Here is an 11,688-nt window from a genome sequence, read left to right as displayed (position 1 = left end):
CATCGCGAGCAAGCTCGCTCCTACATGAGCGTCAAACCACCAGATTGTTCATCTCGCAGTACTCTTCCCACTCGACGCCCAGCACTTCGGCCGCTTCTTTATGCAGCTTCAGGCGCTCAGCCTCGTACTCTTCCGGGGTGCAGGTGTACTTGAGCGTCAACTCCCACGGCTGCAAGCCCTGGGCTTCCGCCTCATCCTCGAACGCCCACTGGATCTGGTCTTTCTGATCATCGGGACTCAAGTCCTTGATCTCGTCCATCAGTTCGGGAGCATCCAGCACGTACTTCTTCAGCGCTTCTTCGTGTCGGGCTTCCTGGGTCATCTCTTTAACGGTCATGTTGTTCTCGCTGATCTGGGGAATGGAAGATGGATCTGGATCATCAAGGATCTCTCTGACGCAGAAGAACCGCTTGTAGTCAGGTCTGTCTGGCCTTCAGAACCATTCGGGATCATCTGAAAACTGCTGGGCGAAGCTCATGCAGGCTCCGAATATAGGACGTTTGTCGGACGATTTACACGACTCTTTACATCTCCCTGCAAAAAGTTGTTCACACGATGTGCTGATGGCGGCGGGAACATAAATTCAAATCCCCAGTCATAGCGATGTGCCATATCAGCACTTCACAAGGAACCTCAGTGATGCGCAGCTTTTCGAAGTTTTCGTCTGTTCTGTCCGCAACGGTGATGACAGCCTTGCTGGGGGCGCTGGCGCTGCCCGGAACCGCACTGGCCAGTGTTGAATTGAGTAGCGGCTACACCTCCTCTGGCGACAAGTTCACGGTCATTCACAATGAATACGGCAAAGAGGTACTCATCAGAAGCGAATACAGCGTCGACGATCTGAAAGGAATGCAGGAGACGATCAACAATCAGACCCGGCAGATCGAAGAGCTCAAGCGCAGCAGCGGTTCCAGCTCAAGCTCCAGCAGCAAGGAAATCGACGAACTCAGGCGCACGGTGGCCGAACAGGAACGCGACATCAACAACCTCGGCAAGCAGGTTGAAGAACTCAAACGCAACAGCGGCTCCAGTTCCAGTTCAAACAGCAGTGAGATTTCCAGCCTGAAGCGGGAAGTCAGCGATCAGGACCGCGAACTCGATTACCTCAAGCGTACCGTCGAGGACTTGAGCAGAAAGGTGAAATAACCAAGGGGATCTGGTGCCCGAGACAGGAATCGAACCTGCGACCTTCGCGTTACGAGTGCGCTGCTCTACCGGCTGAGCTACACGGGCTGTGGGCTAAACCTAGCACTGAGTTTCGGCTCCGGCAACGTTGCCAATCATCTCTGTGATCGACAGACAAAAAAATGCCCCACCGTTTTCACGGCGGGGCATTTTTACAACGCTGAAGCGGTCAGGCGTGGGACGTGATTAAACGCCCGAAGCCTTGGCCGCTGCCACGTCTTTGATGGACAGTTTGATACGGCCGCGGTTGTCCACGTCCAGTACCAGCACTTCCACTTCCTGGCCTTCTTTCAGGATGTCGGTCACTTTCTCAACGCGAGCATCGCTCAGCATGGAGATGTGAACCAGACCGTCCTTGCCCGGCAGGATGTTGACGAATGCGCCGAAGTCGACGATGCGCTCAACCTTGCCGACGTAGATCTTGCCGATTTCGGCTTCAGCGGTGATGCCCAGAACACGTTGACGTGCTGCTTCAGCCGCTTCCTTGGTTTCGCCGAAGATCTTGATCGAACCGTCGTCTTCGATGTCGATCGAAGCCTTGGTCTCTTCGCAGATCGCACGAATGGTCGCGCCGCCTTTACCGATGACATCACGGATTTTGTCGGTGTCGATTTTCATCGCGATCATGGTCGGAGCGTTGGCCGACAGCTCGGTACGCGACTGGCCAATGATCTGGTTCATCTGGCCGAGGATGTTCAGGCGCGCTTCCAGGGCTTGGCCCAGAGCGATTTCCATGATCTCTTCGGTGATGCCCTTGATCTTGATGTCCATCTGCAGCGCGGTGACGCCTTTGGCGGTACCGGCTACCTTGAAGTCCATGTCGCCCAGGTGGTCTTCGTCACCCAGGATGTCGGTCAGGACGGCGAACTTCTCGCCTTCTTTAACCAGACCCATGGCGATACCGGCAACCGGCGCCTTCATCGGCACACCGGCGTCCATCAGGGCCAGGGAAGCACCGCAAACGGAAGCCATCGAGCTCGATCCGTTGGATTCGGTGATTTCCGACACGACACGGATGGTGTACGGGAACACGTCAGCGGCAGGCAGCATGGCCTGAACCGAACGACGGGCCAGACGACCGTGACCGATTTCGCGACGACCAGCGCCACCCATGCGACCACACTCGCCCACCGAGAACGGAGGGAAGTTGTAGTGCAGCATGAACGGGTCTTTTTTCTCGCCTTCCAGGGTGTCCAGCAGCTGTGCGTCACGGGCGGTGCCCAGCGTCGCGACTACCAGAGCCTGGGTTTCGCCACGGGTGAACAGGGCCGAACCGTGGGTTTTTGGCAGAACGCCGACTTCGATGTTCAGCGGACGCACGGTGCGAGTGTCGCGACCGTCGATACGTGGCTTGCCGTTTACGATGTTTTCGCGAACGGTGCGGTATTCGATTTCGCCGAAAGCCGCTTTGACGTCGGCAGCGGAAGGCTGGCCTTCTTCACCGGACAGCTTGGCAACCACTTGATCCTTCAGCTCGCCCAGACGCGCGTAACGGTCGGCCTTGACGGTGATGGTGTAAGCCTGGGAGATCGCTTCGCCGAACTCGGCACGGATGGCGCCCAGCAGTTCGGTGGCTTCGGCCTGTGGAGCCCAGGTCCAGGTTGGCTTGGCAGCTTCGGCAGCCAGCTCCTTGACGGCCTGGATCACGGCCTGGAACTCGTCGTGGGCGAACAGTACGGCGCCCAGCATCTGGTCTTCGGTCAGCTCTTTGGCTTCCGATTCAACCATCAGAACGGCTTCCGAAGTACCGGCGACGACCATGTCCAGGCTCGATGCAGCCAGTTGCTCGTAAGTCGGGTTCAGCAGGTAGCCGGTGCTTTCGTGGAACGCAACACGGGCAGCGCCGATCGGGCCATCGAAAGGAATGCCGGAGATGGCCAGCGCAGCCGAGGTACCGATCATCGCAGCGATGTCCGGATCGGTCTTCTTGCTGGTGGAAACGACGGTGCAGACAACCTGCACTTCGTTCATGAAGCCTTCCGGGAACAGCGGACGGATCGGACGGTCGATCAGTCGGGAAGTCAGGGTTTCTTGCTCGGAAGGACGGCCTTCGCGCTTGAAGAAACCGCCAGGGATCTTACCGGCAGCGTAAGTCTTTTCCTGGTAGTGAACAGACAGAGGGAAGAAGCCCTTGCCTGGATCGGCTTGCTTGGCACCGACTACGGTCACCAATACGCTGACGTCGTCGTCAACGGTGACCAATACTGCGCCGGAGGCCTGACGGGCGATACGGCCAGTCTCGAGGGTAACGGTCGACTGACCGAACTGGAATTTTTTGATTACCGGGTTCACGGTGTCCTACCTTCTTTGTGGCTCTTGGGGGAACTGGTTTCTTGCGAAATTCTTGGGCAACGCCGGGAATCGGCCCGACCGGTTGTCCGGAGTACACTCACACAGGTAAAGCAGGTATCCAGATAAAACTTGAGGCTGGAAGCCTGCCATGCGCTGGCGGGAAACCCGCTGACGCACGACAGACAACCAACCTCTAGCGCAATCGCTTATTAGCGACGCAGACCCAGGCGAGCGATCAGAGCGCTGTAACGGCTCACGTCCTTGCCTTTCAGGTAGTCCAGCAGCTTACGACGCTGGTTAACCATGCGGATCAGACCACGACGGGAGTGGTGGTCTTTACCGTTGGCCTTGAAGTGACCTTGCAGTTTGTTGATGTTGGCGGTCAGCAGTGCAACTTGCACTTCTGGCGAACCAGTGTCACCAACGGCTTGCTGGTAGTCAGCTACGATTTGAGCTTTTTCTTGAACGTCGAGAGCCATGAGGCAATCCTTTTATCAGGAAACTGTTTCAGAAAAACAGTTTCAACAGGCCAGGGACAAATCCCTGTATCTATAAATGAGTAGTGACCGTGCCTGTTGACAGCCACCCTCGTCCGGTCATTCTGACCGAATCAGTCGACGTGGCGCGATGCGCCCGTCTTCGCTCACTTCACCGATACCGATGAAGCGACCATTGTGATCCTGTACCCGCACCATGCCGAACTTCGGCGCATCCGGGGCACGTACCGGCTGGCCGTTGAGCCAGTAGAACGCGCTCGCTTCCGAGAACTGCAACAGTGGCCAATCCAGCAGGCCGCTGTCCGATGGCATCAGGAAGCGATCGACCGCTTCGTTGCCGCCTTCGGCATGTACCGCTTCCAGCTCTTCCAGGGTAACCGTCTGCGCCAGGGTGAATGGCCCGGCCTGGGTACGTCGCAGTTCTGCAACGTAAGCGCCACAACCGAGTTGCTCACCGATATCCTCCACCAGCGTACGGATATAGGTGCCTTTGCTGCAATCCACCGCCAGCCGCGCAGTATCACCTTCGAAGGCCAGCAATTCCAAGCGCGTAATAGTAACAGAACGCGGTTCGCGCTCCACTACTTCGCCTGCACGAGCCAGCTTGTACAGCGGCTGGCCATCACGCTTGAGTGCCGAGTACATCGGCGGTATCTGACTGATTTGCCCACGAAATTTCGGCAGTACAGCCTCGATGTCGGCGCGACCAACGGTCACCGGACGCTCCTGCAAAACTTCACCTTCGGCATCCGCCGTGGTGGTCGTCTTGCCCAGCTGCGCCAGGGTTTCATAACCCTTGTCGGAGTCGAGCAGGTACTGCGAGAACTTGGTCGCCTCGCCGAAGCACAACGGCAACACGCCGGAAGCCAGGGGATCGAGGCTGCCGGTATGACCTGCCTTTTCGGCGTTCAGCAACCAGCGAACCTTCTGCAAGGCCGCGTTGGAGGTAAACCCCAGCGGTTTGTCGAGCAGGATAATGCCGCTGACGTTACGACGGATACGTTTGACCTGAGCCACCGATTACTCCTTGGTGTCTTCGGCTTCTGCCGCAACCGGATGCTGATTGTCTTCAGCCACTGCGCGCTCGATCAATGCCGACAGATGCGCACCACGCACGACGCTTTCGTCGTAGTGGAAATGCAGCTGTGGAACGCTGCGCAGCTTCATTTCGCGAGCCAGCTGCATGCGCAGGAAACCGGCGGCAGAGTTCAGCACCTTGATGCTTTGTGCGATTTCTTCGGCGCTGTCCTGCCCCATCACGGTGATGAAGATCTTGGCGTGACCGACGTCACGGCTGACTTCCACTGCGGTAATGGTGACCAGGCCGACGCGCGGGTCTTTGACTTCACGACGGATCAGTTGTGCCAGCTCGCGCTGCATCTGATCGCCGATACGTTGGGTACGGCTGTATTCTTTTGCCATGTATTGTTACCTGTTACTGCCCCACGGTGAAACCCGTGAGGTCTGAAAGCGGCAAACGCCCGGCCTGACAAAAGCCAGACCGGGCGTTGCGTTTAGAGTCCTGGTGACGAGCTGCGCACTTGCATGCGGCTACCCGTCACGGCTCTTGAAGTGCGCGAGTCAGAGGCTGCGAGCAACCTGCACCTTCTCGAAGACTTCGATCTTGTCACCGACCTTGACGTCGTTGTAGCTCTTCACGCCGATACCGCATTCCATGCCGGCACGTACTTCGGAAGCGTCATCCTTGAAGCGGCGCAGGGATTCCAGCTCGCCTTCGAAGATAACGATGTCTTCACGCAGTACACGGATTGGACGGTTACGGTGAACGACACCTTCGATAACCATGCAACCGGCGATCGCGCCAAACTTCGGCGAACGGAACACGTCACGCACTTCGGCGATACCCAGGATGTTCTCGCGAACATCGCTGCCGAGCATACCGGTCAGGGCTTTCTTGACGTCTTCGATGATGTCGTAGATCACGTTGTAGTAACGCATGTCCAGACCTTCCTGCTCGACGATCTTGCGCGCGCCGGCATCGGCACGCACGTTGAAGCCGAACAGTACAGCGTTGGAGGCCAGTGCCAGGTTGGCGTCGGATTCGGTGATACCACCGACACCGCCACCGACCACACGCACTTGCACTTCGTCGTTACCCAGGCCGTTCAAGGCACCGTTCAACGCTTCCAGCGAACCACGGACGTCGGATTTGAGGACGATGTTAAGCGTCTTCTTCTCTTCCTGACCCATGCTTTCGAAGATGTTTTCCAGCTTGCCGGCGTGAGCGCGAGCCAGTTTGACTTCGCGGAACTTGCCTTGACGGAACAGAGCCACTTCACGGGCTTTCTTCTCGTCGGCAACCACGCTCATCTCGTCGCCAGCGTCCGGGGTACCGTCCAGGCCGAGGATCTCGACAGGGATGGCCGGACCGGCTTCCTTGATTGGCTTGCCGTTCTCGTCGAGCATGGCGCGAACGCGGCCATAGTTCGAACCGACCAGGACCATGTCACCCTGACGCAGGGTACCGTCCTGAACCAGAACGGTGGCCACCGGGCCGCGACCCTTGTCGAGACGGGATTCAACCACGACACCACGGCCAGGAGCCGACGGAGTTGCAGTCAGTTCCAGGACCTCGGCTTGCAGCAGTACCGCTTCGAGCAATTCGTCGACGCCAGTACCCATTTTCGCCGAAACCGGTACGAATGGCGTGTCACCACCCCACTCTTCCGACGTCACGCCGTGTACCGACAGTTCGCTACGGATGCGATCGAGATCAGCACCTGGCTTGTCGATCTTGTTCACAGCGACAACCAGCGGAACGCCAGCAGCCTGAGCGTGCTGAACGGCTTCGATGGTTTGCGGCATTACGCCGTCGTCCGCTGCAACCACCAGGATCACGATGTCGGTCGCCTTGGCACCACGGGCACGCATCGCGGTAAACGCGGCGTGACCAGGGGTGTCGAGGAACGTCACCATGCCACGGTCGGTTTCAACGTGGTACGCACCGATGTGCTGGGTGATACCACCGGCTTCGCCAGCAGCAACCTTGGCACGACGGATGTAGTCGAGCAGGGAAGTCTTACCGTGGTCAACGTGGCCCATTACGGTCACGACCGGCGCACGGGAAACCGCTTCACCTTCAAACTTCAGGGACTCGGCCAGGGAATCTTCCAGGGCGGTGTCGCTGACCAGGGTCACTTTGTGGCCCAGCTCTTCAGCAACCAACTGGGCAGTTTCCTGATCCAGTACCTGGTTGATGGTCGCAGGGGTACCCAGTTTGAACATGAACTTGATGATTTCAGCAGCCTTGACCGACATCTGCTGAGCGAGATCGCCAACAGTGATGGTCTCGCCGATCTTCACTTCGCGCACGACAGGGCCGGTTGGGCTCTGGAAACCGTGGGCGTTGCGCTTCTTCAGCTTGGCCTTGCCGCGACCACCACGACGGAAGCCATCGCTTTCTTCGTCGGTAGTACGTGGGGCAACGCGTGGAGCAGGCGCCTTTTCCTTGACCGAAGCACGATGCGGAGCGTTTTTGCGCTCGCCATCGCCGCCACCGCGACGACTGTTGTCGTCGGCACGTGGCTTGTCCGGACGACGCTGTTCGTCGCGCTTGCGAGTGTCCGCCGCAGGAGCCGGGGCAGCCGCAACAACCGGAGCGCTTTCGCGCACAGGCTCGGCAACCGCAGCAGGCGCTGCAACAGGTTCGGCAGGAGCGGTCGGCGCAGCAGCAGGCTGGCGACGCGCTTCTTCTTCGGCGCGGCGCTTGGCTTCTTCTTCAGCCTTCTGACGTGCAGCATTTTCTACTGCGCGACGTTCATCCAGTTCACGCTTGCGCTCGGCTTCGATTTCTTCCGGGCTGCGCTGTACGAAGACTTTCTTCTTGCGGACTTCAACGCTGATGCTTTTGCTGCCAGCAACACGCAGGGTGCTGGTGGTTTTACGCTGCAGCGTAATCTTGCGTGGTTCTTCCACTTTCGCCTTGTGGCTGCTTTTCAAGTGAGTCAGCAACGATTGCTTCTCACTGTCAGTCACACTTTCTTCGGCGGCGGTGTGCGGCAGACCTGCCTCACGCATCTGCTGCAACAGGCGCTCTACCGGTGTTTTGACCTCATCGGCCAGTTGTTTCACCGTGACTTGCGTCATGCACTTCTCTCCTCAGGCCGCGCCTAATTACTCGAACCAGTGGGCTCGGGCGGCCATGATCAACTTGCCGGCACGATCATCGTCAATGCCGTCGATGTCGAGCAGGTCGTCAATAGACTGCTCGGCCAGGTCTTCGCGGGTAATTACGCCGCGCACCGCCAGTTCCATCGCCAAATCCTTGTCCATACCCTCAAGCGAGAGCAGGTCTTCGGCCGGATGGGCGTCTGCCAGCTTTTCCTCAGTAGCGATGGCTTTGGTCAACAAGCGATCCTTGGCACGAGCGCGAAGCTCGTTGACGATTTCCTCGTCAAAGCCGTCGATGTTGAGCATTTCTTCCAACGGTACGTAGGCAATCTCTTCCAGGCTGGTGAAGCCTTCATCAACCAGCACCTGAGCCAGCTCTTCGTCGACTTCCAGCTCGTCGATGAAGTTGCGCAGGATGTCGCCGGTTTCTGCTTGCTGCTTAGCCTGGATGTCCGATTCGGTCATCACGTTCAGGGTCCAGCCAGTCAACTGGCTGGCCAGACGCACGTTCTGACCACCGCGACCGATGGCCTGAGCCAGATTGTCTGCGCCAACGGCGATGTCCATTGCGTGGGCATCTTCGTCAACGATAATTGCCGCAACCTCGGCCGGGGACATGGCGTTGATCACGAACTGAGCCGGGTTGTCGTCCCACAGAACGATATCAACACGCTCACCGCCCAACTCACCCGACACTGCCTGGACGCGCGAACCGCGCATACCGATGCAAGCGCCCTGCGGGTCGATGCGTTTGTCCTTGGAGCGAACGGCGATCTTGGCGCGCGAACCCGGATCACGGGACGCAGCCATCACTTCGATCAGGCCTTCGGCAATTTCCGGCACTTCGATGCGGAACAACTCGATCAGCATTTCCGGCGCGGTACGCGACAGGATCAGCTGCGGGCCGCGGTTCTCGGTGCGGATTTCCTTGAGCAGCGCACGCAGGCGCACGCCAACCCGGAAAGTTTCGCGAGAAATGATGTCTTCACGGGCCAGCAACGCTTCAGCGTTGTTGCCCAGATCAACGATCACGTTGTCGCGGGTGACTTTTTTCACGGTGCCGGAGATGATTTCGCCCAGGCGCTCGCGGTAAGCGTCAACAACCTGAGCGCGCTCGGCTTCGCGAACTTTCTGCACGATGACTTGCTTGGCAGTCTGTGCAGCAATGCGGCCGAACTCGATGGATTCGATTTTCTCTTCGACGACGTCACCGACCTTGGCGCCAGGGTGCGTTTCAGCAACCTTGCTCGGCCAGGTTTCGATGGCCGGATCATCCAGGTCTGCTTCCTCGACGACCGTCCAGCGACGGAATGTCTCGTATGCACCCGTGTGGCGATTGATTTCCACACGCAGATCAACTTCGTCTTCGAAACGCTTTTTGGTAGCAGTGGCCAGGGCCAACTCCAGCGCTTCAAAAATAACGTTTGCCGGTACACCTTTTTCGTTGGATACCGACTCAACAACCAGCAGTACTTCTTTGCTCATCGTACGCCTCGCCTTTCGCAAGCCATTGGATCCGCGGGATCCGCAGTATCTGGCACGCCTCAGTCAAAACTGGGAATAATGTTGGCCTTGTCGATCATATCGATCGGCAACAGGAACTCATGGTCTTCTACCTGCACCACGACATCCTGCTCTTCTACGCCGCGCAGAAGGCCCTGAAAGTTGCGTCGTCCTTCAAAAGGCGAGCGCAACTTGATCTTCACTTGTTCACCGGCAAATTTTGCAAACTGCTCAAGAGTGAACAGCGGGCGTTCCATGCCAGGCGAGGAAACTTCAAGGGTGTATTCAACGGAGATTGGATCTTCAACATCCAGAACACCGCTGATCTGACGGCTGACGATGGCGCAATCGTCCACCAGCACGCCGCCTTCTTTATCGATATAAACGCGCAACATTGAGTGGCGACCCTGGGCCGAAAACTCAATACCCCAGCATTCATAGCCTAGGGCCACGACCACCGGGGCCAGCAAGGCCTGCAACTCTTCTAGCTTGCTCGACACCTGAACCCCCTAGTGCATGTATGTGCATGCTATGCAAAATAAAAAAATGGGCTAAACGCCCATCCTTGAAACGCCGCCGAATAGCGGCGTTGAAAGTGTCCAGCTAACAAAAAGCCCCTTAAAAGGGGCTCCTTAAACTGGTTGCGGGGGCCGGATTTGAACCGACGACCTTCGGGTTATGAGCCCGACGAGCTACCAGACTGCTCCACCCCGCGACAAAGCTGGGGCGGAAGTATACGACCGATCCCCTACAGGGTCAATGTAACCTTCCACCTGCAAGAAAGCCCGCAACAGCGGGCTCTCCTGACTAATTGGTACCGAGAAGGGGACTCGAACCCCTACACCCTATGGGCACAACCACCTCAAGGTTGCGTGTCTACCAATTCCACCACCTCGGCAATACTACGTTTGAAACCCTTCTTACTTCTGCTCTTGAGCTGGAGGCACGTCAGTCGCTGGAGTAGCCGACTTTTGCTCTTGAAGCACCGGGACATCATCAGAAGCCGGTTGTTGCTTTGGAACTTCCAGTACCGCTGGATTTGGCAGACCTGCTTGAGTCAGCTGGTGAGCCTTCTCTTTAGCAAAGTAACCTAACCCCAAGCTGGTCATGAAAAAACCTGCGGCAAGTATAGCAGTAAACTTACTAAGAAAGGTAGAGGAACCTTGGCTTCCGAACACAGTATTTGATGCACCTGCTCCGAAAGACGCGCCAGCGTCCGCACCTTTACCCTGCTGCAGCAAAACCAGAGCTACTACGCCCAATGCACCCAGCAGATGAAAAACGACTACGACTGTTTCCAGCATTTTTTCAGTTTCCCGCGGCGCGACAGATCGCACCGAACTCATCTGCATTCAGGGAAGCCCCACCAATGAGACCCCCATCGATATCCGGCATGCCGAACAGTTCGACCGCATTGGCCGCCTTCACGCTGCCGCCGTATAGAAGCCGCACACCTTGCGCGACTTCAGAATTCTCTGCCGCCAACTGGGCGCGAATGGCTGCATGCACATCCTGCGCCTGTTGTGGCGTTGCAGTCAGTCCGGTGCCAATGGCCCAGACCGGCTCGTAAGCGATCACTGCCTTGGCAAAGGCACCGACACCCAGCTCCTCAATGATACTGCCCAGCTGACGCGAGACAACCTCAAGAGTCTTTCCGGCTTCACGCTGCTCAAGGGTTTCCCCTATGCACAACACCGGAATCAAGCCACATGCCTGTGCCGCTGCGAACTTGCGGATCAGCATTCCGTCCTGCTCGCCCATGATCTGGCGGCGTTCGGAGTGCCCGACAAGCACCAGGGAACAACCTGCATCCACCAACTGACTCGGTGCAACTTCACCGGTCAACGCACCTTGCCCGGATTCCACCGCAGAATTCTGCGCGCCGACCGAAATCGACTTTCCTTCCAGGCCATCAATCACTTGATTGATATGCAGGCAAGGCGGGAATACCGCGACATCAACACTGCCCGGCAAGGCCAGGTCACGAAGGCCGTTGATCAGCTCAGCGACGCTGGCGCGGGTACCGTGCATCTTCCAGTTACCAGCTACCATAGGGCGACGCATGCTGTACCTCGTCGGT

At 57.8% G+C, this 11,688-nt stretch carries 11 protein-coding genes and 3 tRNA genes; 1 reads left to right on the top strand and 13 read right to left on the bottom strand.

The genetic code is table 11. The features are described 5' to 3' along the window. Positions 1-31 precede the first annotated feature (31 nt). Positions 32-337, bottom strand: a complete 306-nt coding sequence (locus tag RS887_RS13595) for a DUF6388 family protein (RefSeq protein ID WP_085718645.1) — start codon at positions 335-337, stop codon at positions 32-34. Positions 338-639: 302 nt separating this feature from the next. Here RS887_RS13595 and RS887_RS13590 point away from each other — a divergent pair, with 302 nt between their 5' ends. Then, a complete protein-coding gene (locus tag RS887_RS13590) occupies positions 640-1,146 on the top strand; it encodes a hypothetical protein (protein WP_322615769.1) in 507 nt (168 codons plus the stop codon). 11 nt (positions 1,147-1,157) lie between these two features. Here the strand turns inward: RS887_RS13590 and RS887_RS13585 are convergent. The 12 genes from RS887_RS13585 to tpiA all read right to left on the bottom strand — a co-directional run bounded on the left by RS887_RS13585 (position 1,158) and on the right by tpiA (position 11,672). Then, positions 1,158-1,233: transfer RNA gene (locus RS887_RS13585), tRNA-Thr, on the bottom strand. 138 nt (positions 1,234-1,371) lie between these two features. After that, complete coding sequence (pnp, locus tag RS887_RS13580; protein ID WP_322615768.1) at positions 1,372-3,477, bottom strand: polyribonucleotide nucleotidyltransferase; 2,106 nt, start codon at positions 3,475-3,477, stop codon at positions 1,372-1,374. A 209-nt stretch (positions 3,478-3,686) separates the two neighbouring features. Further along, a complete protein-coding gene (rpsO, locus tag RS887_RS13575) occupies positions 3,687-3,956 on the bottom strand; it encodes a 30S ribosomal protein S15 (protein ID WP_011332409.1) in 270 nt (89 codons plus the stop codon). A 117-nt stretch (positions 3,957-4,073) separates the two neighbouring features. Then, complete coding sequence (truB, locus tag RS887_RS13570; protein ID WP_008018780.1) at positions 4,074-4,991, bottom strand: tRNA pseudouridine(55) synthase TruB; 918 nt, start codon at positions 4,989-4,991, stop codon at positions 4,074-4,076. A 3-nt stretch (positions 4,992-4,994) separates the two neighbouring features. Beyond that, on the bottom strand, positions 4,995-5,396 hold the full coding sequence (gene rbfA / locus RS887_RS13565) for a 30S ribosome-binding factor RbfA (RefSeq protein ID WP_007973108.1): 402 nt from the start codon (positions 5,394-5,396) through the stop codon (positions 4,995-4,997). 159 nt (positions 5,397-5,555) lie between these two features. Next, complete coding sequence (infB, locus tag RS887_RS13560; protein WP_322615767.1) at positions 5,556-8,081, bottom strand: translation initiation factor IF-2; 2,526 nt, start codon at positions 8,079-8,081, stop codon at positions 5,556-5,558. Between the two features lie 27 nt (positions 8,082-8,108). Next, a complete protein-coding gene (gene nusA, locus RS887_RS13555) occupies positions 8,109-9,590 on the bottom strand; it encodes a transcription termination factor NusA (protein ID WP_007988680.1) in 1,482 nt (493 codons plus the stop codon). A gap of 59 nt (positions 9,591-9,649) precedes the next feature. Continuing rightward, positions 9,650-10,108 (bottom strand): ribosome maturation factor RimP, encoded by a 459-nt coding sequence (gene rimP / locus RS887_RS13550; RefSeq protein WP_007973115.1) that lies wholly within the window; start codon positions 10,106-10,108, stop codon positions 9,650-9,652. 138 nt (positions 10,109-10,246) lie between these two features. Next, positions 10,247-10,323: transfer RNA gene (locus tag RS887_RS13545), tRNA-Met, on the bottom strand. 97 nt (positions 10,324-10,420) lie between these two features. After that, positions 10,421-10,506, bottom strand: a tRNA-Leu gene (locus tag RS887_RS13540). A 22-nt stretch (positions 10,507-10,528) separates the two neighbouring features. Continuing rightward, positions 10,529-10,912 carry a preprotein translocase subunit SecG gene (gene secG, locus RS887_RS13535; protein WP_057398830.1) on the bottom strand — a complete coding sequence of 128 codons (384 nt, stop codon included), beginning with the start codon at positions 10,910-10,912 and terminating at the stop codon, positions 10,529-10,531. 4 nt (positions 10,913-10,916) lie between these two features. Beyond that, a complete protein-coding gene (tpiA, locus tag RS887_RS13530; protein ID WP_008018782.1) occupies positions 10,917-11,672 on the bottom strand; it encodes a triose-phosphate isomerase in 756 nt (251 codons plus the stop codon). Positions 11,673-11,688 lie beyond the last annotated feature (16 nt).

It is taken from the genome of Pseudomonas sp. BIC9C (assembly GCF_034541995.1).
In the GTDB taxonomy this organism is placed as follows: domain Bacteria; phylum Pseudomonadota; class Gammaproteobacteria; order Pseudomonadales; family Pseudomonadaceae; genus Aquipseudomonas; species Aquipseudomonas fluorescens_CC.
The sequence above is the reverse complement of the archived record's forward strand: the minus strand, read 5'-3'. Positions and strand labels throughout refer to the sequence as shown.

Coding starts and splice junctions, on each gene's coding strand:
- RS887_RS13595 (WP_085718645.1), bottom strand. CDS start 337: ATGACCGTTAAAGAGATGACCCAGGAAGCCCGACACGAAGAAGCGCTG.
- RS887_RS13590 (WP_322615769.1), top strand. CDS start 640: ATGCGCAGCTTTTCGAAGTTTTCGTCTGTTCTGTCCGCAACGGTGATG.
- rpsO (WP_011332409.1), bottom strand. CDS start 3,956: ATGGCTCTCGACGTTCAAGAAAAAGCTCAAATCGTAGCTGACTACCAG.
- rbfA (WP_007973108.1), bottom strand. CDS start 5,396: ATGGCAAAAGAATACAGCCGTACCCAACGTATCGGCGATCAGATGCAG.
- infB (WP_322615767.1), bottom strand. CDS start 8,081: ATGACGCAAGTCACGGTGAAACAACTGGCCGATGAGGTCAAAACACCG.
- nusA (WP_007988680.1), bottom strand. CDS start 9,590: ATGAGCAAAGAAGTACTGCTGGTTGTTGAGTCGGTATCCAACGAAAAA.
- secG (WP_057398830.1), bottom strand. CDS start 10,912: ATGCTGGAAACAGTCGTAGTCGTTTTTCATCTGCTGGGTGCATTGGGC.
- tpiA (WP_008018782.1), bottom strand. CDS start 11,672: ATGCGTCGCCCTATGGTAGCTGGTAACTGGAAGATGCACGGTACCCGC.